Origin of the sequence: Flavobacterium sp. K5-23 (assembly GCF_023278045.1) — a bacterium.
Classification (GTDB): domain Bacteria; phylum Bacteroidota; class Bacteroidia; order Flavobacteriales; family Flavobacteriaceae; genus Flavobacterium.
In genome coordinates, this window is sequence record NZ_CP056783.1 from 3,057,475 (window position 1) to 3,081,201 (window position 23,727).

At 33.3% G+C, this 23,727-nt stretch carries 21 protein-coding genes; 10 read left to right on the top strand and 11 right to left on the bottom strand.

Annotated elements, in window-relative coordinates; all coding sequences use genetic code 11:
- The first annotated feature begins 66 nt into the window (after positions 1 to 66).
- Positions 67 to 990, top strand: a complete 924-nt coding sequence (locus FLAK523_RS13235) for a homoserine kinase (protein ID WP_248904244.1) — start codon at positions 67 to 69, stop codon at positions 988 to 990.
- A 33-nt stretch (positions 991 to 1,023) separates the two neighbouring features.
- Positions 1,024 to 2,313, top strand: coding sequence for a threonine synthase (gene thrC, locus FLAK523_RS13240; RefSeq protein ID WP_248904245.1), 1,290 nt, complete (start codon positions 1,024 to 1,026; stop codon positions 2,311 to 2,313).
- Positions 2,314 to 2,490: 177 nt separating this feature from the next.
- On the opposite strand, the gene FLAK523_RS13245 is transcribed toward thrC, so the two are convergent.
- The 4 genes from FLAK523_RS13245 to FLAK523_RS13260 form a co-directional block, all read right to left on the bottom strand.
- Entirely contained in the window at positions 2,491 to 5,424 is a 2,934-nt protein-coding gene (locus tag FLAK523_RS13245; RefSeq protein WP_248904250.1) for a PAS domain-containing protein, read from the bottom strand.
- Between the two features lie 21 nt (positions 5,425 to 5,445).
- Positions 5,446 to 6,303, bottom strand: a complete 858-nt coding sequence (locus FLAK523_RS13250; protein ID WP_248904252.1) for a transporter substrate-binding domain-containing protein — start codon at positions 6,301 to 6,303, stop codon at positions 5,446 to 5,448.
- A 228-nt stretch (positions 6,304 to 6,531) separates the two neighbouring features.
- Positions 6,532 to 6,708, bottom strand: a complete 177-nt coding sequence (locus FLAK523_RS13255; protein ID WP_248904254.1) for a hypothetical protein — start codon at positions 6,706 to 6,708, stop codon at positions 6,532 to 6,534.
- Positions 6,709 to 7,247: 539 nt separating this feature from the next.
- On the bottom strand, positions 7,248 to 7,787 hold the full coding sequence (locus FLAK523_RS13260) for a YSC84-related protein (protein ID WP_248904263.1): 540 nt from the start codon (positions 7,785 to 7,787) through the stop codon (positions 7,248 to 7,250).
- Between the two features lie 438 nt (positions 7,788 to 8,225).
- On the opposite strand from FLAK523_RS13260, the gene FLAK523_RS13265 reads away from it, so the two are divergent.
- Positions 8,226 to 9,020 (top strand): hypothetical protein, encoded by a 795-nt coding sequence (locus FLAK523_RS13265; protein WP_248904265.1) that lies wholly within the window; start codon positions 8,226 to 8,228, stop codon positions 9,018 to 9,020.
- A gap of 78 nt (positions 9,021 to 9,098) precedes the next feature.
- Positions 9,099 to 9,608: a GNAT family N-acetyltransferase gene (locus tag FLAK523_RS13270; protein WP_248904268.1), complete on the top strand. Its 510-nt coding sequence runs from the start codon at positions 9,099 to 9,101 to the stop codon at positions 9,606 to 9,608.
- A 46-nt stretch (positions 9,609 to 9,654) separates the two neighbouring features.
- Here the strand turns inward: FLAK523_RS13270 and FLAK523_RS13275 are convergent, their stop codons facing one another.
- The 4 genes from FLAK523_RS13275 to FLAK523_RS13290 all read right to left on the bottom strand — a co-directional run bounded on the left by FLAK523_RS13275 (position 9,655) and on the right by FLAK523_RS13290 (position 12,215).
- Entirely contained in the window at positions 9,655 to 10,038 is a 384-nt protein-coding gene (locus FLAK523_RS13275; protein WP_248904270.1) for a DUF3037 domain-containing protein, read from the bottom strand.
- Positions 10,016 to 10,810, bottom strand: a complete 795-nt coding sequence (locus tag FLAK523_RS13280) for a HipA family kinase (protein ID WP_248904272.1) — start codon at positions 10,808 to 10,810, stop codon at positions 10,016 to 10,018. Before FLAK523_RS13280 ends, FLAK523_RS13275 begins: the two co-directional genes overlap by 23 nt.
- Before the next feature lie 71 nt (positions 10,811 to 10,881).
- Positions 10,882 to 11,349, bottom strand: a complete 468-nt coding sequence (locus FLAK523_RS13285; RefSeq protein ID WP_248904279.1) for a hypothetical protein — start codon at positions 11,347 to 11,349, stop codon at positions 10,882 to 10,884.
- Positions 11,346 to 12,215, bottom strand: a complete 870-nt coding sequence (locus tag FLAK523_RS13290; RefSeq protein ID WP_248904281.1) for an NAD(P)H-hydrate dehydratase — start codon at positions 12,213 to 12,215, stop codon at positions 11,346 to 11,348. The genes FLAK523_RS13285 and FLAK523_RS13290 overlap by 4 nt, the downstream gene beginning before the upstream one ends.
- A gap of 332 nt (positions 12,216 to 12,547) precedes the next feature.
- Between FLAK523_RS13290 and gcvT the strand changes: the two genes are divergently transcribed.
- The 4 genes from gcvT to FLAK523_RS13310 all read left to right on the top strand — a co-directional run bounded on the left by gcvT (position 12,548) and on the right by FLAK523_RS13310 (position 17,504).
- Positions 12,548 to 13,630 carry a glycine cleavage system aminomethyltransferase GcvT gene (gene gcvT / locus FLAK523_RS13295; protein ID WP_248904284.1) on the top strand — a complete coding sequence of 361 codons (1,083 nt, stop codon included), beginning with the start codon at positions 12,548 to 12,550 and terminating at the stop codon, positions 13,628 to 13,630.
- Between the two features lie 90 nt (positions 13,631 to 13,720).
- Positions 13,721 to 15,751 carry a S41 family peptidase gene (locus FLAK523_RS13300; protein WP_248904286.1) on the top strand — a complete coding sequence of 677 codons (2,031 nt, stop codon included), beginning with the start codon at positions 13,721 to 13,723 and terminating at the stop codon, positions 15,749 to 15,751.
- A 99-nt stretch (positions 15,752 to 15,850) separates the two neighbouring features.
- Positions 15,851 to 16,564, top strand: coding sequence for a YebC/PmpR family DNA-binding transcriptional regulator (locus FLAK523_RS13305; RefSeq protein ID WP_248904288.1), 714 nt, complete (start codon positions 15,851 to 15,853; stop codon positions 16,562 to 16,564).
- A gap of 82 nt (positions 16,565 to 16,646) precedes the next feature.
- Positions 16,647 to 17,504 (top strand): EamA/RhaT family transporter, encoded by an 858-nt coding sequence (locus FLAK523_RS13310; protein WP_248904290.1) that lies wholly within the window; start codon positions 16,647 to 16,649, stop codon positions 17,502 to 17,504.
- 121 nt (positions 17,505 to 17,625) lie between these two features.
- Here the strand turns inward: FLAK523_RS13310 and FLAK523_RS13315 are convergent, their stop codons facing one another.
- Positions 17,626 to 18,666 (bottom strand): PLP-dependent cysteine synthase family protein, encoded by a 1,041-nt coding sequence (locus FLAK523_RS13315; protein ID WP_248904292.1) that lies wholly within the window; start codon positions 18,664 to 18,666, stop codon positions 17,626 to 17,628.
- A gap of 72 nt (positions 18,667 to 18,738) precedes the next feature.
- Positions 18,739 to 20,799: a S9 family peptidase gene (locus FLAK523_RS13320; protein ID WP_248904294.1), complete on the bottom strand. Its 2,061-nt coding sequence runs from the start codon at positions 20,797 to 20,799 to the stop codon at positions 18,739 to 18,741.
- 149 nt (positions 20,800 to 20,948) lie between these two features.
- On the opposite strand from FLAK523_RS13320, the gene FLAK523_RS13325 reads away from it, so the two are divergent.
- Positions 20,949 to 21,269: a YbaB/EbfC family nucleoid-associated protein gene (locus tag FLAK523_RS13325; protein ID WP_248904303.1), complete on the top strand. Its 321-nt coding sequence runs from the start codon at positions 20,949 to 20,951 to the stop codon at positions 21,267 to 21,269.
- 65 nt (positions 21,270 to 21,334) lie between these two features.
- Here the strand turns inward: FLAK523_RS13325 and FLAK523_RS13330 are convergent, their stop codons facing one another.
- Positions 21,335 to 22,354 carry a low specificity L-threonine aldolase gene (locus tag FLAK523_RS13330; RefSeq protein ID WP_248904305.1) on the bottom strand — a complete coding sequence of 340 codons (1,020 nt, stop codon included), beginning with the start codon at positions 22,352 to 22,354 and terminating at the stop codon, positions 21,335 to 21,337.
- Between the two features lie 88 nt (positions 22,355 to 22,442).
- On the opposite strand from FLAK523_RS13330, the gene prfB reads away from it, so the two are divergent.
- Positions 22,443 to 23,544, top strand: a protein-coding gene (prfB, locus tag FLAK523_RS13335) for a peptide chain release factor 2 (protein ID WP_248904307.1) whose coding sequence is annotated in 2 segments (ribosomal slippage) — positions 22,443 to 22,505 and positions 22,507 to 23,544 — 1,101 coding nt in all. Because the reading frame shifts where the segments join, the coding sequence is not laid out codon by codon here.
- The last annotated feature ends 183 nt before the right edge of the window (positions 23,545 to 23,727 follow it).

Below are 23,727 nucleotides of genomic sequence, written 5' to 3' on the forward strand. Positions count from 1 at the left end.
ATCTATAAACACAAGGCTTTGAAAACTTTGCAACTTTGAACCTTGCACCTTTGAAACTAATAAGAAATGAACGAAATAAAAATATTTTGCCCTGGAACAATAGCCAATCTTTCTTGTGGATTTGATGTCCTTGGATTGTGTTTAGACACAGTGGGTGATGAAATGATTATTCGGAAATCCGATCAAAAAGGAATTCGCATCACTAAAATTGTGGGTGCCAACTTACCTCTAGAAACCGAAAAAAATGTGGCTGGAGTTGCAGCTTTGGCAATGCTAGATGCTTTACAATCTGATGCGGGTTTTGAAATCGAAATCTACAAAAACATCAAAGCCGGAAGCGGAATTGGCAGTAGCGCTGCCAGTTCAGCGGGAGCCGTTTTTGGAATCAATGAATTACTGGGAAGACCTTTCGAAATTAAAGATTTGGTTCCTTTTGCCATGCAAGGAGAAAAACTAGCCTGCGGTAACGCCCATGCTGATAATGTTGCTCCTGCCCTATTGGGTGGCTTTACATTAGTGAGAAGTTACAGTCCACTGGATATTATTAAAATAGAAAGTCCTTCAGAATTATACGCTACTGTTGTTCATCCACAGATTGAACTAAAAACATCGGATGCGCGCTCTGTATTAAAGCAAACGGTTTCCCTGAAAAGTGCCATTATGCAATGGGGAAATGTAGGCGGATTGATTGCCGGTTTGTATACCAAGGATTATGATTTGATAGGACGGTCGTTGCATGACGAAATTGTGGAACCTTTGCGAAGCGTATTGATTCCGGGATTTAATTTAATCAAACAAACCGCTTTAGAAAATGGAGCCTTGGGTTCTGGAATATCGGGCTCTGGCCCTTCTATTTTTGCTTTAAGTAAAGGGGAAGCTACCGCAAATAAAATCGCCAAAGCCATGAGTGCCGTTTATGACGAAATGAAATTACCCTACGAGATTCATGTTTCAAAAGTGAATCCTGATGGTGTTAGAATAATTAGATAATGAGATTGCTTCGTGCCTCGCAATGACAAAAAAATGAAATACTACAGTTTAAACCATAACGCCCCAAAAGTTTCTTTTCAAGAAGCCGTAATACAAGGATTAGCAAGCGATAAAGGATTATATTTTCCTGAAACGATTACGCCGTTACCACAAGCCTTTTTTGATTCTATTGAAAGTTTAAGCAATGAAGAAATTGCTTTTCAAGCTATAAAACAATATGTAGGAGACGAAATTCCAGAGAATATCTTAAAAGAAATCATTGCCGAAACGCTTTGTTTTGATTTTCCGGTTGTCGAAGTCGAAAAAGGAATTTATTCCCTTGAATTATTTTATGGACCTACAATGGCTTTCAAGGATGTAGGTGCACGGTTTATGTCCCGTTGTTTGGGGTATTTTAACAAAGATAAAAAAGACAGTAAAAACACGGTTCTAGTAGCAACCTCTGGAGATACCGGTGGCGCCGTTGCCAGCGGATTCCTGAGTGTAAACGGTGTGGAAGTAATTATCCTTTATCCATCAGGGAAAGTGAGTGATATTCAAGAAAGACAGTTGACGACTTTGGGGCAAAATATTAGAGCCCTTGAAGTTGATGGCGTTTTTGATGATTGCCAGGATATGGTCAAAAAAGCTTTTTTGGACGAAAGTTTGAAACACCACAATCTAACCTCCGCTAATTCTATAAATATTGCACGCTGGTTGCCACAGATGTTTTATTTTTTCTTTGCATATAAAGCCTTAAAAAAACAAAACAAACCGTTAGTTTTCTCTTGTCCAAGTGGAAATTTCGGGAATATTTGCGCGGGAATTATCGCCAAAAAAATGGGCTTGCCTGTGGAACATTTTGTTGCTTCTACCAATGTGAATGATACTGTCCCTCGATTCTTGGAAAACGGCGTTTACGATCCAAAACCCTCCAAAGCAACGATTTCTAATGCAATGGATGTAGGGAATCCAAGTAATTTTATTCGAATACAGGAAATGTACCAGAATGATTTGGCGCAATTCAAAAAGGATTTCTCGTCCTTTACGTTTACTGATGCAGAGACTTTAGAAGCTATGAAAACAATCTACAATAAGGGCGGTTATATCGCTGAACCACACGGAGCTGTTGGCTATTTAGGATTGAAAAAAGAATTGCAAAATCACCCTAATGCACTTGGGATTTTCTTGGAAACCGCTCATCCAATCAAGTTTTTGGACACTGTTGAACCAACATTAAACGTAAAACTATCTATTCCTGCGCAAATTGAAAGCGTGTTAGGAAAAGAGAAAGTAAGTACAAAAATTAAAACATATGAGGAGTTTAAAGCATTTTTAGGGTAAATCTTAAATACTCATTAAATTATACAAACCGACTGAAGAGTGATTTTTAGTCGGTTTTTTTATGGAATAACTTTTCTGATTCTATTTTAGGGTTGGGTTAGTATATTGTAAGTAAAATCAATATGTTTTGATAGAACAAATAAAACGATTTCATAAAATGAAACAAACTCTCCTTTTCTAAACTTGATACTGGGTGAAATATTTATTCAGCAAAATGACCAATTCGGTTTTGTCTATAGGTTTTGTAATATAATCATTAGATCCAGATACAATCGCTTTTTCTCTATCTCCCGTAAGTCCAAAAGCCGACTGGGTTATGATAATTACATCCTTATTAAATTCCCTAATCAGTTTAGTTGCTTCGTAACCATTCATCTCAGGCATTTGAACATCCATTAGAATTAAATCAACATCTGGGTTTTCTTTGAATTTTTCAACTGCTTGACGCCCCGTTTTAGCTTCGATTATTTCTTTTCCAAATTCATTTACTGATTTTAAAATTAACTTTCTTGAAATAGCATCATCGTCTGCAATTAGTATTTTTAATTTTGTGTTTAATTGAAGTGTATTTTGTATTTCAGGTTTTAGAATTCTATATGTTTGTGGCATATATTCTTTATTTTCCGTGTTAAACGGTAAAGTAAAAAAGAAGGTACTTCCAATTCCTTCTTGGCTTTCAAGCCAAATTTCACCCCCCAATAAATTCACAAAAGCTTTTGCTATGGCTAACCCTAATCCCGCACCTTGCCGTGCTTGAATGTTTGCAATATCTACTTGAATAAACCGATCAAAAACTGCAGCTTGTCGCTCTATTGGGATACCAATTCCAGTATCTTTTATATAGAATTCCACTCCTTCCTCTTTAATTGTATATCCAAAATCAATTTTACCTTTATCAGTATATTTTATTGCGTTTTTAACTAAGTTTGTTAGAACAGCATAGAGTTTTTCAGGATCTGTCACCATATAAAGAGCTGGGAACAGCTTACTATTGTACGACAATTGAATTGATTTTTCTCCGGCTTCCAGTTTTAATAGATCATATACGAAATCTACACTTTCATTAATATTGATTTCACGTAGACTAACTTCCATCATTCCGGATTCAATTTTGGAAATATCTATAATTTCAGAAATAAGGTTGAGCATACGCGCACCACTTATTTGAATTAGTTTAATATATTCCTGCTGTTCTTCCTTATCTAGTCCTGGCTCACTCAACAAGGAAGAAAATCCTAGAATACCATTCATAGGAGTTCTAATTTCGTGACTCATATTAGCAAGAAAAGCTGATTTTAAACGGTCGCTTTCCTCCGCTTTTTCTTTCGCTTTTACTAATTCTAATTCTGTTTTTTTGCGATTGGTTATATCCGTAAAAAAGATGGAAATTCCATTTTCTGTTGGAAAAATACTTTTTTCTAACCATTTATCCATAGGTGAGTAATACTGTTCCATTTGAATGGAAACCTTTTCGTTCATTACTTTTTCATAATTCAGGTGAGATTGTTGTCCCAATCCTTCAGGAAATTCCTCCCATATATTTTTACCGATTAATTCTTCTGGATTTCTCTCAAAAATTTCTCCAGCTTTAGAATTTATATAAGTATAATGCCATTTATTATCAAGTGAAACAAAAGCGTCACTCATACTTTCTAATATGTTTTTTAAAAAGTTTCTTTCTTCATTTTGCACTTTTTCAGCAATTTTATTTTTATGGATGTCTCTAATAGAACCAATCATTCGAACTGGTTTTCCATTTTCATCAAATATTGCTTTTCCAATAGCGTTTTGCCATCTGTATTTATTAGATTGGTGCAAATGTCTATATTCTACATTATAATCTTTATCAAATTCTAAATGATCCTTTATCGCTTGTATTACGAAACCTTTATCTTCAGGGTGAATTCTAATTTCCCAATCTTTATATGCCAGTTGAAGCTCTTTGTGGTCGCCTTTAAATCCTAAAATTTCATAAAATCTTTTAGAAAAAATAATCTCATTTGTTTCTAAATTCCATTCCCATATACCGTCTTTTGTCGCATCGATGGCAATTCTATATTTCTTTTCACTTTCTTCAATTTGTTTTTTTGAAGATAGTAAATCGATTTCCATTTTCTTTTGTTCCGTAATATCGATTTCTATTCCATCCCAACAAACAATTCCTTCAATACTACGAGCATGGGAAACATAATAAGACCATCTTATGCTTCCATCTGGATTTATGACTCTTGCCTCTTTTTTAAAAACACTTTTATTTTCCAATGCCTCTTTTTCAACACGAATGAGGTCTTCGATATCATCAGGATGTATTTTACCATAAATTAAAGTTGGATTTTCCATTGCCTCTTCAGGAGTACAACCATATAACTGGATCACTGCATTACTGACATAATTAAATTTTCTAATATTATGATCAGGCATGGCTACTTGATAAATCATACCATTTACTAAATTGTCCGAAAGTGATTTTAGTTGTCCTTGATTATCGCTTAGTTCTTTATTTGATTTATTTATCTTTAAAATTAAATTAAAAAATATTATGCAAATTAAGGTTAACAAAAAGGCAGTTATGAATAATGCAGTAAGAAAGTCAGAATTTAATATTGATGATAATTTATTAAGTTTTAATGTTATCAGAGAGTCAATTTGATCCACTTGTTTCTCTAAACTATAAAATTGTATACGTAAGTTTGTTTCTTGTTTTGGATTACTGATTCCTGAATAATTATAATCTTTTAAGTTTTCTTTAAAAATTGTAATGTTTTTAATAAAAGAAAATAATATTTTTTTTTCAGCTATAGAAATGGTATTAAGTTCAGATAGATTGTCAAGCGTTAAGCTTTTATTAAATACTTTAATTGCTTGATTTACATAAGCAATCCCTACCTCTTGTTTAAAGGGCGAATTTGAATTTTCGGCAAGTGCTATATGTAAAAAACCTTTTGTAAGGTCAATTCTTGCCTGTCGAATGTTTTGTAATATTACAATCTCTTGCTTTATCTCTTGCTTTTGTTTGAAGTAAACCCAAGTAATACTTGAACATAGCAATATTGAAGATACAACAACTATAAATAGCCAAGATTTTAAGCTTAAATTTTTTATATAATTCATTTACAATATTAAATTAATTAGCTAATGTTTTAATATTTTTCTTGTGCTTGTAGTCCCTGGTAATTCGTCCTTAGAGAAACCAAATATTGTCAATAATTCGATATGTTTAGGACTGCCTATAAATTCCTTCAATTCTTTGTTCCAGGCTTTTTGCAACTGAACATCTTTTTTTTGAAATTCAACTGCTCCGTAGCCTAATTGTCCATTATATTTCACACTTGGTTGAGTAAACGGTTCCGCAACTTGCAACAAATCCATTTTTCCATGAGTGAACATCCAGCGAAGTGCTGGGAGTGTTAATGCTAAACCATCAGCTAAATAAGTTTCGACCGCAATTTTTCCGGATTCTATATCTGGCACTAACACAAGTTGATTCCCTTTGAATCCTATTTCTCTTAAAAGTGATTCTTCTATTGAACCCTCTAAAACAGCCATTTTAAAATCCTTAATCCCTAAAGTTTGTTCATAAGATGAAATTTTTTCAGGGTTTCCTTTGACAACAATCAGTACTTGTTTAACATAAAATGTAGGTTCAGAAAAATTAATCCTCTTTGATCTTTCTTTAGTAATAAACATTCCAGTTGCAATTATGTCAATTTTATTAGATTCTAATTCATTGATCAACAACCCAAATTCAACAAGTCTCCACTCAATATTTTTAATCCCTAACCTATTTGCAATTTCTTTTGCCACCATTGTTGAGAGACCAGTGACTTCACCATTGGGCTTAACAAAAGCGTAAGGAGCTTCAATCGAATACCCTATTCTTATAGTATCCTTTTCCTGAATATCAGTTAATGAATTGTCTTTATAAAGAAAAATAACAACTGTAGTTATTACAATTATAACCACTATAAAAAATATAATTATTTTCTTCATTTTTAAATATTTGATTTAAAATTTAAAAATACAATTTATATTGTTAAATAATAACTTAACATCCTGATTTTAAATATATTTATTTTGTAACACAGTCCCGGTTTGATATTATTTTTGTGCTATTTTCACTTCATTTAGAAATTAATATAAGAGATAAAATCTTTTAGATTTGTATCTATAAGAATATTATTGTTTAATTCGAATGCGAATAGTGTTTTTTTATTATTTCTAATGCGGGTTTATTTTGTGGCGTGTAGTCAATGCTTTTTTCTTTTTTATAATAATCATCAGTAAACCATTTCCAAGCAAAACCACCTTGATACCAGGATTTATTTTTAAATGTATCGAATAAGGCTTCATAAGAATTCGCTTGTGCTTCATTGTTTTCAATAGTGTTGGCTTCACTCCAAGGTTCGTTTATTATAGTTTTTAATGACTGCGAATACTTTAGAGTAGCATTAATAACAAAATGAAATTTTTACCTTTTAAACTACAACACACCCCCTAACCCCTATAACTCCGGCTTATATTCGTTTTGGAGTCGTTGAATCTTCGATTTCAAGAGGGGAATTCGCCCCCGTTAACATTTAACCTTTAGTTGTTTTTTAAGTAAATAAGTCGAAACATTTTAAACCCGATCGGATATACTTAACTTTTCTAGGTTTATTTGTCAATTTCGACGAAGGAGAAATCACATTAGTTACTCTCTTTATGTGATTTCTCCCGATGGTCGAAATGACAAATAAATCCTTAACCTTAATGACATTGTGCTCGCGTAAGGGATTGCGGCGGCATCCTTTATTTTTTTCTTTATAAAAATAAAGATAGAGCCAAAAGCCCGACCCCAAAGCTGCAGATACGTATATCTAAAAACGAATTCTCTGCTTTGGGGTTACGCCCAATTACTATTTATTGTACGTTGGTTTTAAACAGTGAAACAGTTTCTACAAATCATTGAATTTAAATTTCTGCCCCCCAATAGACGCTTCATACATAAGTCCGCCTTTTTGCATAGTGAAAACCATAACGCCATCAGTATATTTCACATTTGCTGAAGCACCTTCAGTCACCGCTACTGCTGATGCTTGCGCTGCAAACTCGAATCGGCTGTCTTTAAATCTTTCCAATTCCTTTTTAGACTCAAAAAATATCACCTCACGATAGGCTTGGCCACCTGCCTGAAACCCAATACTTATTTGTGACAGCTTAGCCATTCCTACAACTTTGTTGTGTTCATAAACTGTCCCATTACCCGCAGCACCTCCAATACCGAATCCGCCTTTTCCTACATTAGGAAAAATGACGTAACCTGATGCTTTTTCAAAAAGTACTTTCATTAGAGGATCACTTTTTATGAATTCCGCCTTTGCTGAATGACTATCAGCTATAATTTTATTCTTTTTAGCTTTCGATTGTCCGAAAATAGGTGTTATTATAAGTACACACGTCATAACCATTATCCAAATAACATTACAATTTTTCATAATTTCTATATATTAAAATGATGTAGAATTCCTTTACTCAAAGATAAAACATTATTCATTACAAATGATTTATAAAACTGATATTCAACTGTTTACATAACTATTTTTTAACTTATTCATAACCTAATTATACTGATGAAAAATGATTTGAAAAGCTTGTTTTATTTAGCTTATAAATCAAAATAGCGTAGTGGCTATTTCATTAAACAAATATTTAAGAACTAAAAGGATTTAAGTTTCCTCTTGTAGTTTTTTTTATTACATTTAGATCTTAGAATAAATTATTAAAATTAAGAATGCAATACTGGTTCTTACCTGAGCTCAAACTGATAACATATCAAATTCTTAAATAACAAAGGGATAACTGCTTCACAAAAAATACTTGTTAAAAAAACAAGTGTATGACAGTGTTAACCCAATTAATTCAAGACAACTAATATGAATAAAGAAACAGTAAAAGCTTCGTCGTCAGATCTTCGAAGTTCAACTTCAAAACAAGAAAATAAAGAAATTATTTCAGATACTCCTGTTCAAAACGATACTATAAAATCCCATTCTCTACTATTGAAAGCCGATTTACAGCCTGATCCTGAAGCACGTTTGGATTCTATAGCTATGAAGCACAAACCAATTGTGGACTCTAGTATTCCGTTCAGGGATTTAACCAATACAGCCACAAAAAAAGAAAGCATCAAGCAGCTTATTGCTAAACTGGACGTTATTAAAAGTACCCGATACCAAAGAACTGTTGAAGACACTTATTGTAATGTGTACTCTTACGATTATTGCCATTTCAGTAAAGTTTATCTTCCCACTGTTTGGTGGACTGATGCTTCATTAAAAAAAATAATGGAAGGACAAGAAGTAGAAGCCGTTTTTGAGGATACTGTAGAACGCATTTATTCCAGTGCTATTCACGATTGGTTTATAAAATGGGGAGCTGATTTTGGCTGGGAAAGAATACTTGATGTTGATACTTTACAAAATAAAGTAAACGCTAATGGTGGTGTAGGGATAATTTGTGCCAAAAGAAGAAAGAAAGGACTATCCGGGCATATCGTCCCTGTGGTGCCTGAAACTGAGAAAAATAAAGCATATAGAGAGAACGGTGTTGTGATATACCCTTTGCAATCACAAGCAGGGAAATTGAATTACAACTACTTTGCTAAAGCTAGAAAAGAGTGGTGGAAAAATGAACTATACTCTTCCCATGTGTTTTATTACCACGATTAAAAAGAATTTAACTGGCTCAATCTAATAATAAAAATCCGTCTCGATTTCTTAGTCTTTAAAATATAAATAGAAAATTTTATGATTACTAAAGCAACCATTGCTGACGTTATTTCTTTAAATAAATTAATCAATTCAGCCTACCGTGGGGAATATTCCAAAAAAGGTTGGACAACGGAAGCGAACATTCTGGAAGGACTCAGAACCACCGAAAAGGAGCTAATTGAAACTATCGAGGATTCAAAAAATACTATTCTTAAATATACAGAAAACAACCAAATTATAGGTTGTGTTCTATTAATTGAAAAAGAGGATAAATTATATTTAGGAATGCTTACCGTTTCGCCTGAATTGCAAAATAGCGGCATTGGAAAAAAACTATTACTACAAGCAGAAAAGTTTGCCACAACAGTAGGACTCTCTAGAATTGTGATGACGGTAATATCCGTTAGAGAAGAATTGATCGCATGGTACAAACGCCATGGTTATGTAGATACGGGAGCAAGAGAAGCTTTCCCCACAAGCGATGTTCACATTTCAATCTCAGAGAAGCCATTGGAATTTGTGGTATTGGAGAAAAAAACACTTTAACTTTTGGCGATAAAACAGTATTTATCGCCCCGATAAGAAACATGCTTTATAGAACCAAATCTTCAAACAATCGTTGTGTAGTTTTTTCCAAATCATCACACATTCCTGGATGCGGTCTTGAAGTTTGAATTACAGAGCTTCGTAAGGCGGTGAGCCATCGAAAGCGCGACGGAATATCCATTATGGCAATGGGTCCGCCATCTTTGGTTCCGTGTGCCACTTTTTCGAAAGCCAATAAATTCATTTGGATTTGTTCCACATCCGCTTCAACCGATAAGGACAGCACTTTTTCAACATTTAAAATATGAAGTACTTTTATAAATTTGGCTTTTTTGCAAAAAACAACTATCCCTACATTGAGGAATTCTTCGCGTTCTACCCTAGGCACAACCCGAATTACGGCATACTCATATAAGTTTTTCTCTTGCATTTTGTGCTTCCTTTATAAAAATTTCTGAATGATTCAATCGGGTTAACAGGAATTGTAAATATACATTTCTCAATTCCTCGGTCGTTGCTTCTACCTCTTCCCATTGCAACCATTCATCAGGAATAAGTGCTACAATTTCTAGAAGTAATTCAGGTGTTAAGAGTTCTTTAAATAAAACATCAGTCTCTTTTAACAATGCCGCTTGTGGCAATAATACGTGGTCTTTTATCAATGCAAAAGGGCTTTGAGCGTGCTTTTCCCAGTTGCTCCAAGAATGGTGAAAATAAAGACAAGCACCATGGTCAATTAACCACAATTCTTTTTTCCAAAGCAACATATTGGTGTTTCTAAACGTACGATCGACATTAGTAATAAAAGCATCCAACCACACAATTTGCGATGCTAATGCTGGTTCAACTGTTTTTACAACCGGATCAAAATTGATTGCTCCAGATAAAAAATGCAGTGCCAGATTCATTCCTTGACTTCCTTGCAATAAATCCTGAATTTCCTCATCGGCTTCTGTTCGTCCAAAAGCTTCATCTAGATTTGCATAGACTAACTCGGGCATTTTCAGACCTAAAGCACGGGCAATTTCTCCACCAATCAATTCGGCGATTAAGGCTTTGACACCGTGTCCGGCACCTTTGAATTTGAGTACGTATTTGAAGTCATCATCGGCTTCCGCCAAAGCAGGCAAAGACCCGCCTTCCCGCAAAGGGGTGATGTACCGTGTGACATTTACGGTTCGGAGATTGAGGTTGGTTTTCATAATCGAAATTTACTGAGATACAAACTTACAAATAAGTTAAGTCTATTTTACTGGGAGTGTTAAAAATCCTACTACTTACTAGTATAGGTTTTTCCTTTACTTTTTTTTATGGAGAGAAGTTGCTTGCAATAATAAACATATTCATCTCTTATTTCTATTTTCATTTTTAATGTCACTTTTCTATTATTATCCACTAAATCATGAGAAACGTACGGTTTTAGAAGTTTATAATCTGACTCATCAAAATACACTATTCTAACTGAATCATTAAACTTTACCCTTACCCATGGAGATTTAATTACTTTATATTTTTTTAAATTATCAAAATATTTCAAAAAATATAAATCATTATTACTTGGATTATTTATTTGACGCGTACTATCCAAAATCTTTTCCCATTTATCAATACTGCTTTGATCAAGATTATAATAATTAAATATTTCGATGGATTTAAATGCTAAATCTCCCTCCATAATTCTATCTTTTGGAGAACAGGAAATAAAAACAAATAGAACAATTAGTAGCTTCCATTTTTTCATATTAATTCTATTTTTGATTGTATATTTTCTAAACTCAAAAAAGCTCTTCCTAAATACTTTATACTATCCGAAGCAATAAAAGAATGATATCCCGTTACAGGCAAAGCGATATCAGCCGTTAATCCGTGAAGATAAACGCCAAGTATTGCAGCATCAAGAGGCTTATACGATTGCGCAAGTAAACTCGTAATGATACCCGTAAGGACATCACCGCTTCCGGCTGTTGCCAAAGCTGCATTTCCCGTGGTGTTTTCATAAATTGAATCACCTTCTACAATATGAGTTGGCGCTCCTTTCATCACTACAATCAAATTGTATTGTTTGGAAAAGGCAATCGCTTTTTGGAATTTATCTTCTTCCGAAGTCCATTTCCCTATTAATCGTTCCAGTTCTTTTGGGTGTGGTGTTAGAATAGTTTTGGGAGCCAATAGAGCCAACCATTCTTTGTTATTGGACAATATATTCAAGGCATCAGCATCCATAACTAGGGGAACTGTATTTGTTTGAAGGAATTTATGTAATGCTTTTTGGGTTGCGATTTCCTGCCCTATTCCAGGGCCAATTCCGATGGCTTGTGGCACAATATCGAAAGTTATTTTGGAAAAGAATTTCGCTTTTTCATCTGTCAAAACCATTACTTCCGGAACGGCGATTTGCAAAATTTCATAGCCGCATTTGGGTATAAATGCAGTTACTAACCCGCAACCGGTTTTAAGAGCCGCTTTGGAGGATAAACATACGGCACCTATTTTACCATAGCTTCCTCCTATCATTAATGCATGGCCTTGAACCCCTTTATGGGTATATTTATCTATGGGTTTATACCTTTTTAGGATTTCGTTTTTGTTAATATAAATAGGATTCATAGTAGGAATTATTTGTTTAAAATTACAAATTTAAAGTGAAAAGGGTATATAAATTTAAAACGAAATCCCCCAGCCCAGATAGCAATGAAAATCCTTTTCTTTTTTTCCCTTTAAAATAGGAAAAGATTACTTCACCAAGTTAATAATTTGTTTGGTGTTCAGTGAATTTCGTTTGTATGCATAACTGGAAATCGAAGATTCAACGAAGCTAAATAGCTCCTGAAAAATTTTAAAATACAGAATCACGAAAACGATTGAATCTGTTTGTATTTGACTTTGTCACTCGAAATAAAATCAATAAATTAGCCACTTCAAATTTATAAACATACACAATGAAAAATACTGCACTTACGCACATACACGAAAGTTTGGGAGCAAAAATGCTTCCGTTTGCTGGATACAATATGCCTATTTTATATGAAGGGGTGAATGCTGAACATGAAACTGTTAGAAATGCTGTGGGTGTTTTTGATGTTTCGCACATGGGGGAATTCTTGCTTTCGGGACCAAATGCTTTGGCTTTGATCCAAAAAGTGACTTCAAATGATGCATCAGTTTTGACTGTTGGTAGAGCGCAATATTCTTGCTTGCCTAATAATGACGGTGGTGTTGTAGATGATTTGATTATCTATAAAATCAAAGAAGAGCAGTATTTATTAGTTGTAAATGCTTCGAATATTGAAAAAGACTGGAACTGGATTTCATCTCATAATGACTTAGGAGTGGATATGAAAGACCTTTCGGAAGATTATTCATTGCTTGCTATTCAAGGGCCAAAAGCGGTTGAAGCGATGCAATCATTGTCTTCAATAGATTTGTCTGCTATTAAGTACTACCATTTTGAAGTGGCTGATTTTGCAGGAATCGAGCATGTTATCATCTCTGCAACGGGTTATACCGGTTCAGGAGGTTTTGAGATATATTGTAAAAATAGCGAAGTGGAGCAAATTTGGACTAAAGTTTTTGAAGCTGGAGCAGCTTTTGGAATTAAACCAATTGGATTAGCGGCACGTGATACTTTGCGTTTAGAAATGGGATTCTGTTTGTACGGAAACGACATCAGCGATACTACTTCTCCCCTTGAAGCTGGATTAGGATGGATTACTAAATTCACAAAAGAGTTTACCAATTCAGAGAACTTGAAAAAACAAAAAGAGGAAGGCGTTACTAGAAAACTGGTAGCTTTTGAAATGCAAGAACGTGCAGTACCAAGACACGACTACGAAATTGTAGACGGAACTGGAGCAGTAATTGGAATTGTAACATCTGGAACGATGTCTCCTTCCATGAATAAAGGTATTGGATTGGGTTATGTAACTGTTGCTAATAGCGCAGTGGACAACGATATCTTCATTAGAATTCGTAAAAATGATGTTCCTGCGAAAGTGGTAAAATTACCTTTCTACAAGAAATAAGAGGGTTTTTAGTCAAAAATTATGACTTTATTGGGCTTCTTTTTTAAAAAAATAGCCTAAATTTAAGTGTAATTTATGCCATAAGAACCTATGGGAAAGTCTGCACTGATATTGTTTTTCACAACATTTTCACTTTTTGCTCAAAATGATGTAAAAACATGTGAAATACTTTCTAAAATAAACACGTTAATTTTACGTGAACACATCCAACCTAAACCGATAGACGACAGCCTATCGGTTTTTGTTTTTGATAGCTTTATGGATGAACTCGATCCTTCCCGAAATATTTTCCTTAAGTCAGAATACGATGGTCTTGTTCAAAAATACCGTAAGCAAATTGATGACAACATTAAAAACAAAAATTGCAGTTTTCTAACGGAAATCATAACTGTATACAAAAGCAACTTATTGAGAAATAAGACTGTCTTAGAAAAAATCAACCTAAGTGAAATTGATTTCGAACTAATAGATACAATCCGATTTTACAAAAAACAATTTCCTTTTTATATGTTGGAAAATCAAGTAGAGAAAGTATGGACAAAAAAAATAAGATATGAAATATTAGATGATATCGCCTCAACAAGTAAAAATTTAGATTCTTTAAAAGTTAATTTTAATGCAATGGCAATTGTTTCTAAAAACGCCATAATACAAAAAGAACTGTGTAAAATAAACACTCTTTTAGAAAGTCCTGCATCTTATGATGAAAGTATCTATAATCATTTTTGCCGTTATTTTGACCCTCACACTTCCTATTTTAGTAATGATTCTAAATCCAGTTTTGTTGCTTCTTTATCTAATGAACGATTATCATTAGGAATGGTTGTAAATCTTAATGAAAAAAACGAAATTATTATTCACGAATTAGATCCAAAAGGACCTGCTTTCCAAACAGGAAAAATAAAAAAAGGGGATCAGATTATTTCTATTTCGAATCAGAAAGAAACACTTCAGGTTTCCTGTTCATCCTTAGAGTCTATTTCAAATATGATCCAGTCAGAAACAAATAAAGAAATTGTTTTGACATTGAAAAGAAATTCAAGTAACTATTTTGAAGTGCCAATTGAAAAAAAAATATTAAAAGACGAGAGCGATTCGGTTTACAGTTTTATCGTTGAAAAAAACAAAAAAATTGGATATATAAAAATACCGGGGTTTTATGGTGATTTCGAAGGAGAAAGCGGAAAAGGTTGTGCCGAAGATGTAGCTAAAGAAATATTCAATTTACAAAAAGAGAATGTAAAGGGCTTAGTTATCGACTTAAGTGATAATGGTGGAGGGTCAATGGAAGAAGCCATCAAATTAGCAGGGATATTTGTCGACAAAGGGCCTATTTCTATAATTATCGACAACAAACAAACACAAACAATTATAGAGGATCCCTTTTTTGGAATGCTATACAAAGACCCAATAGTTTTAATGATAAATAGCAGTTCAGCGTCGGCATCTGAGTTTTTTGCCTCGATATTGCAAGATTACAATAGAGCTATATTGGTAGGCACTCCCACTTTAGGAAAGGCAACTATGCAATCTATTCGTCCATTAGAAGAATATAAAGATGATCATTTTCTTAAAATAACTATTAATAAATTTTACAGAATTACTGGAAAAAGCCATCAGAAAACAGGCGTAAATCCTGATGTGTACCTGCCGGAATTCTATGAAAACATTTATCAAAAAGAGAAAGATCAAATCACGGCTTTCAAAAATGACAGTATTGAAACCCCTATTTATATCAAACCATATATAAAGCCAAGTTTGATTCAAAAAATAGCACTAAAAAATAATCGAAGAATTGATACAATCTCTTATTTTAATGAAATTAAAATAATCAATACTAAATTAAATTCCCTTAATAATAATCCTAAAAGGGAAACAGCAATGACACTAGACTCTGTTTTCAATGACCAAAAAGCAATTAATAGTTTATTTGAAGAAATCAGTTCTTTTGAAAGTAAAAAACTCGATTTAAACATTTATAATTCAGACCTAACCAATTTACATTTGAATTTTAATTTACCCGATAAAGAAAATAATCAGCTACGATTGAAAGCTTTAAAAACAAACCATTACCTAGGTGAAGCGATACAAATATTAGAAGATTTCATTACATTGAAATAAAAAATTGAATTATAACTCAAATTCGTTAAAAGAATATAGTTTAATTTTTTGTAAAATAACTAATAACTGTATTTTTGCATTACAAAACAATAAATAGAAATGGGAAGAGCATTTGAGTTTAGAAAAGGTAGAAAAATGAAACGTTGGTCAGCAATGGCTAAAGCATTTACTAGAATTGGAAAAGATATCGTAATGGCTGTTAAGGAAGGTGGACCAAATCCTGATGCAAATTCAAGATTACGTGCAGTTATCCAAAACTCTAAGGCAGCTAATATGCCCAAAGAAAATGTAGAGCGTGCCATTAAGAAAGCAACAGATAAAGATACGGCTAACTATAAAGAAATATTGTTTGAAGGTTATGCTCCACACGGAATTGCGATATTAATCGAAACAGCCTCTGATAACAACAATAGAACTGTAGCAAATATTCGTAGTTATTTTAATAAATGCAACGGAACAATGGGAACTCAAGGTTCAGTTGAATTTATGTTTGACCATACTTGTAATTTCAGGATTCCTGCAAACGGAATTGATCCAGAAGAGTTAGAATTAGAATTAATCGATTTTGGAGCCGAAGAAGTATTTGAAGACGAGGATGGTATTTTAATTTATGCTGCTTTTAATAGTTTTGGTACCATTCAAAAAGAATTAGAAAGCAGAAATTTAGAAATCCTTTCTTCAGGTTTTGAGAGAATTCCTCAAATCACAAAAAAACTATCAGAAGCTGAAATGGCTGATGTAGAGAAACTAATTGAAAAAATAGAGGAAGATGACGACGTGATGAACGTGTATCATACAATGGAAGAAGCATAATCTATCCTCCTTATATATACTAAACTCCAGTTAAGCTGGAGTTTTTTATTTAATATTGTGTTTAAATTCAAAATCAATACCCATGTTATTTCTTATTTTCAGTATTTTATGTAGTGTTACTGTAGGGGTTATTTTCAAAATTTCTCGAAAGTATACTATTAACACCATACAAATTGTTACTTGGAATTATGTTTTTGCCCTGCTTCTTTGTTACTTTTCTTTCTCCCCAGACTTAAAAACATTAGATGCTACTGCACCTTGGAGTATTTATATATCTCTAGGTATTTTGCTGCCATCAGTCTTTCTTTTTTTGGCTGCATCGATAAAACATATGGGTATCGTAAAAACAGACGCCGCACAACGGCTATCGCTGTTCATCCCCATCATAGCTGCTTGGTTATTATTTAAAGAAGATTTTAATCCACTAAAAATCACTGCTTTTATAATAGCTTTACCGGCACTATTACTTATTCTTTCTAAGAAATCAGACAATAAAAGTAATAAATGGATTTATCCAGCCGTCGTGTTGATTGGATTTGGAGTTATTGACGTATTATTCAAACAAATTGCATTAACTACAAGCTTGGCATTCACAACATCATTGTTGGTTATTTTTTGCATTGCATTGCTTATAATGATTGCTGTGGTCGTTTATGAAGTTGTTTTCAAAAAAGAAAAATTAAAAGGGATCAATTTCCTTTTAGGAGGCTTGGTTGGTGTATTTAATTTTGGAAATATCCTCTTCTACTTGAAAGCTCACAAGGCATTTTCAGAGAACCCTTCAACCGTTTTTGCAGGAATGAATATGGGAGTAATTATCATTGGAAGTCTCATTGGAATTTTAGTGTTTAAAGAAAAAATAAGCCTGAAAAACTACATAGGTTTATTTTTAGCTTTAGTCGCTATAATATTGATTGTAGCATCCCAAATCTATGCCTAAATAATTTCACGAAAACTCATCATAATTAAACCTGAACAATAAATCATAAAAGTTCTATAAATATAAAAAAACAAAAACTCCAGATTGCTCTGGAGTTTTTAATATCTAAAAAATAGAGTTACTATTTTATCATTTCAATTTTTTGAGATTCCTCTTCATTGATACTATCAAAGAATCCTTGCTCATTCATCCAGTCATCACTGAATACTTTACTCATATAGCGTGAACCGTGATCTGGGAATATAGCGATAACATTACTGTTAGCATCAAACTCTCCATCTTCGGCATATTGCTTTATGGCTTGTAATACAGCCCCTGAAGTATACCCTACAAACAATCCCTCTTTCCTAACGATTTCTCTTGCTGAATGTGCGCTTTCTTCATCGGTAACTTTAATGAATTTATCGATGATGTCAAAATCTGTAGCTGAAGGAATTAAATTTTTTCCCAATCCTTCAATACGGTAAGGATAGATCTCTTCATTATCGAATTCTTTTGTTTCATGGTACTTTTTCAATACCGAACCAAAAGCATCAACACCAAGAACTCTAATATCAGGATTTTGCTCTTTCAAGAATTTTGCCGTACCGGAAATTGTACCACCCGTTCCGCTACAAGCGATAAGATGGGTAATTTTTCCGTTAGTTTGTTTCCAAATTTCGGGTCCTGTTGAATTATAATGGGCATCAATATTCAATTGATTGAAATATTGATTTATATAAACTGAACCTTTCGTTTCTTCATGCAAACGTTTAGCAACATTATAATAAGAGCGTTCATCATCAGCAGATACATGAGCTGGACACACATAAACTTTTGCGCCCATACTACGTAACATGTCAATTTTATCTTTGGATGATTTAGAACTAACTGCAAGAATACAACTGTATCCTTTAATAATACTCACCATCGCTAAACTAAAACCAGTATTTCCTGATGTAGTTTCGATAATAGTATCACCTGGAGTTAAAATTCCTTTTCTCTCAGCCTCTTCAATTATGTATAATGCAATTCTATCTTTAGAGGAATGTCCCGGATTAAAAGCTTCAACCTTTGCGTAGAAGTTTCCTTCTAATTTTTCGGTGACCTTGTTTAGTTTAATAAGTGGTGTATTACCTATTAATTCTAAAACGTTATTATAAGCATCTATATCTTCTCTCATAAAAAAATAGTTAATCAAAGTTTCATTTTATTGAAACCTCGAACTATGGCAAATTTAACAAAAAAATTCTAATTACATTTTAATTTTCTCTAAATCTAATAAAAAGGCAAACTCCTTTGCCAACTCTTTCAGTGCTTCAAACCTACCTGAAGCCCCACCATGACCCGCATCCATATTCGTGTCAAGGTATAAAACAGTATTATCTTTTTTTAAAGTTCTTAACTTTGCTACCCATTTTGCAGGCTCCCAGTACTGAACTTGAGAGTCATGAAGCCCTGTAGAGATATACATATTAGGATATGCTTGCTCTTTTAGGTTATCATACGGAGAATAAGATCTCATATAATTGTAATATTTTTTAACATTTGGATTTCCCCATTCATCATATTCCCCAGTTGTCAAAGGAATGGTGTCATCAAGCATTGTTGTCATTACATCGACAAAAGCAACCTGAGCAATAACGCCGTTATATAATTCAGGTGCCATATTTATTAATGCTCCCATTAACAATCCTCCTGCCGAACCTCCTTCAGCATACAAATGTGCAGGTGATGTATATTTTTGTTCAATTACAAATTTAGAACAATCGATAAAATCCGTAAAAGTATTTTTCTTTTTAAGCAATTTTCCATCTTCATACCATTGACGTCCAAGGTCTTCTCCTCCACGTATGTGTGCAATTGCAAAAATAAATCCTCTGTCTAACAATGTTAATCGAGTTGATGAGAAATTAGGATCCATAGAGTGTCCATATGAACCGTAGGCATATAATAACATTGGGTTTTCCCCATCTTTTTTCAACCCTTTTCTATAAACCATAGAAATAGGCACTTTAGTCCCATCATTTGCAGTTGCCCAAACACGTTCTTCAATATAATTATCTTTGTCAAATTTACCTCCAAGAACTTCCAGTTCTTTTTTAATATCTTTTACTTTGGTTTTCATATTGAAATCAATAATCGAAGCGGGAGTGGCCAATGATTGGTATCCGTAACGCAAAATATCTGTATCAAAATCAACATTTATTGAAGTATAGGCCGTATAAGTTTCGCTTTTAAAAGGTAAATAATACTCCCCTTTCCCACTCCAAGGCATAATACGTATCTTACATAAACCATTAGATCGCTCTTCAACAACTAAATAGTCTTTAAATATCTCTATATTCTCAATTAACACATCGTCTCTGTGTGGGATTATATCAACCCAATTCTCCATTGAAGTAGCTATTTCAGGAGTTTTCATCAATTTGAAATTGGTCGCCTTGTCTTTATTGGTTACAATATAAAAACTATCTTCATAATGAGAAATATCGTATTCCAATCCTCTTTTTCGTTTTTGAAAAACTTTGAATTTCCCTTCTGGCTTATCAGCTAATAAAGTTCTATACTCCGTAGTCAAAGTACTTGAAGAACCTATTACTAAATATTTTTTTGATTTTTCTTTACCAACACCAACATTGAATGTATCATCTTTTTCAAAATAAACAAGTATGTCTTCTGATGAATCGGTTCCAAGTTTATGTTTAAAAACTTTATCAGAACGCAACGTTTTCTCGTCCTGTCTTGTGTAAAAAATCGTTTTATTGTCATTTGCCCAAGTTGAATTTCCTGTGGCATTTTCTATTTTGTCGGCATAAATCTCTCCAGTTAAAAGATTTTTAACGTATAAAGTATAGATTCGTCTTCCTACTACATCAATAGCATAAGTAGCAAATTGATTGTCAGTACTGATACTTAATCCACTCAATTTGAAATATTTTTTATCCTTAGCCATTTCGTTGCAATCGAACATAATTTCTTCTTTTGCATCTAGACTACCATTTTTACGAGAATAAACAGGATAATCTTTACCCGTCTCAAAACGAGTAATATAATAATAACCATTATATAAATAAGGAACTGACTCATCATCTTCCTTGATTCTGCCTTTCATTTCCTCGTACAATTCTTTTTGAAAATCTTTAGTATGAGCAGTCATTTCATGATAATACTCATTCTCTTTATTAAGATAATCAATAACCTCTGGATTTTCCCTGTTATTCATCCAAAAATAATTATCGACTCTTATATCTCCGAATTTTTCAAATATTGTAGGGATAATTTTAGCAACTGGTGGCTGTATGTTTTCTATCATTTCTAGAGCTTCATTTTTGTGGAAGTAGTTGCAAAAATAACAAAAAGACTACTTAGGATGAATATGTTTTTGATTAAACTTTTATTGATAATGATTCAACAATGTATTAAATTTGTAAATCAATAATTTATAAATTTAAAATTATAAAAATGGATTTAATGGGAATGATGGGAAAACTTAGGGATACCCAACAAAAAATAGAAGAAACAAAAAAGAGATTGGACAGTGTTTTAATAGACGAACAAAGTAATGATGGTTTATTAAAAGTAACATTGAGTGCTAATACCAAAATAAAATCAATCACAATTGATGATAGTTTACTAGAAGACAAAGAACAACTGGAGGATTATTTGATCTTGGTAATGAATAAAGCCATTGAAAAAGCATCAAGTGTGAATCAGGCTGAATTAGATGCGGTTACCAAAATGGATATGCCAATGATTCCAGGAATGGATGATTTGTTTAAATAAAAAATGTTTAAGGTTTAAAGTTTTAGTCAACACTAAAACTTTAAACCTTAAATTTTATAGTCAAGTTACATTTTCTCTAAGGTTTCTAACACATAATTATGCATTACCTCTCTATAATCTAAGTGCGTAACAATTCTAAGCTTGCCAAAGCCCAAAGAACTTATAGAAATATTTTTTTGCTTTAATTTCTCAATTAAAAGCTGCTCACTATAATTAGGCACTAATGAGAAAATCAAAATATTAGTCTCAACTGGTTCAACTGAGGCTACCCAACTCACTTTACTCAATACAGCAGCCAGTTCTTTGGCTCTTCGATGATCCTCAGCAAGACGTCCTATGTTATTTTCTAAAGCATAAAGTCCTGCAGCAGCTAAATAACCAACCTGACGCATACCTCCGCCTAAAATTTTTCTAATTCTAAGCGCTTTGTGAATAGTCGCTTTATCACCTAACAAAACAGACCCAATAGGTGCACCAAGTCCTTTTGACAAACAAACTGATATGGTATCAAAAATTTTACCAAAGGCTTTAGGATCTTGCTTTTTAGCTACTAAAGCATTCCAAATTCGAGCACCGTCAAGATGAAACTTTAAATTATTAGCATCACAAACTTCTTTTATTTTTTGTAAATCTTCCAATTCATAACAGGCTCCACCCCCTTTATTAGTTGTGTTTTCAACACATACTAAAGTTGTTAATGGGCTATGATAAAACTCGGGGTCATTGATTGCCCCAGCTACTTGGTCCGCTGTTATCATACCGCGATCTCCATCCAATAAACAACAAGAAACTCCACTGTTGAAAGAAACTCCACCCCCTTCATAATTATAAACATGTGCATATTTATCAGCGATTAACTGTTCACCTGGTTGAGTATGCAATTTTATAGCCGTTTGATTAGCCATTGTTCCTGAAGGGAAAAACAAACCCGCTTCCATACCAAATATTTGAGCAATAGTATCTTCTAATTCAATAACTGTTGGATCTTGTTTGTAAACATCATCACCCACCTGGGCATTAAACATATATTGCAACATTTCATAGGTAGGCTTAGTAACAGTATCGCTTATTAAATTTATTTCCATGTATTGATTTTATATTGTTTTTAAAGACACCATAAAACGTGTCTCTATTTATATTTTATTATTTTTGTCACACAAAATTACATAATTTATGACAACTACCGAACAAATAAAAGGTATTGTAGAGCGCCTTGGTGCGTTGAGGAGGTATCTTTGACGTTGATGCCAAACTAATTGAGATTTCCAACGAAGAAGAAAAGACTTTTGCACCTGATTTTTGGAACAATGCAAAGGAAGCTGAACTAATTGTTAAGAATCTAAGAAACAAGAAAAAATGGATAGAAGATTACGATAAAGCAGTTGAAATGACTGACGAATTGCAATTAGCCTATGAGTTTTATCGAGAAGGCGAATTGACTGTTGAGGAACTTGACGATCAATATACACTTGTTGAAAATCATATCGAAGCCATTGAATTCAAAAATATGCTTTCGGAAGAAGGTGATAGTTTGAGTGCTGTTCTACAAATAACAGCTGGTGCAGGTGGAACAGAAAGTTGCGATTGGGCTGAAATGCTTATGCGTATGTATATGATGTGGGCCGAGAAATATGGCTACAAAATCAAAGAACTCAATTACCAAAAAGGAGATGCTGCAGGAATAAAAACAGTGACTCTGGAAATTGAAGGTGATTATTCTTTTGGTTACCTAAAAGGTGAAAACGGTGTACACCGATTAGTACGAATATCTCCTTTTGACAGTAATGCTAAAAGACATACTTCGTTTGCTTCGGTTTATGTATATCCACTTGTCGATGATACTATTGAAATTGAAATTAATCCAGCCGATATCGACATTGTAACAGCTCGTTCTAGTGGTGCCGGTGGACAAAATGTGAATAAGGTTGAGACTAAAGTACAGTTGACTCACAAACCAACTGGAATTCAGATTCAATGTTCAGAAACGCGGTCCCAACACGATAACAGAAACAGGGCAATGCAAATGTTACGTTCGCAACTTTATGAAATAGAACTTAAAAAACAGCAGGAACAACGTAGCGATATTGAAGCTGGAAAAATGAAAATAGAATGGGGTTCGCAAATACGAAACTATGTTATGCAACCTTATAAATTAGTTAAAGACGTTAGAACTGGTTATGAAACCAGCAATGTAGACGGCGTTATGAACGGTGAAATAGACGAATTTCTAAAAGCATATTTAATGATGATGGGGCAAAAAGAAGAAGACTCATAAATTCATTTAATAAATTCAAACCCGACAGTTTTATGAAAAATTGTCGGGTTTTTTATATTTTTGAACAAGACACCTTACCTATTATAATTTCTATAAATAGTATAATACCTTTAAAAGGTAGAGCATTAATAAATTACTTTCTCCTATAAATAGAAATAAAGTTAATCTTATCCATTCCGAATC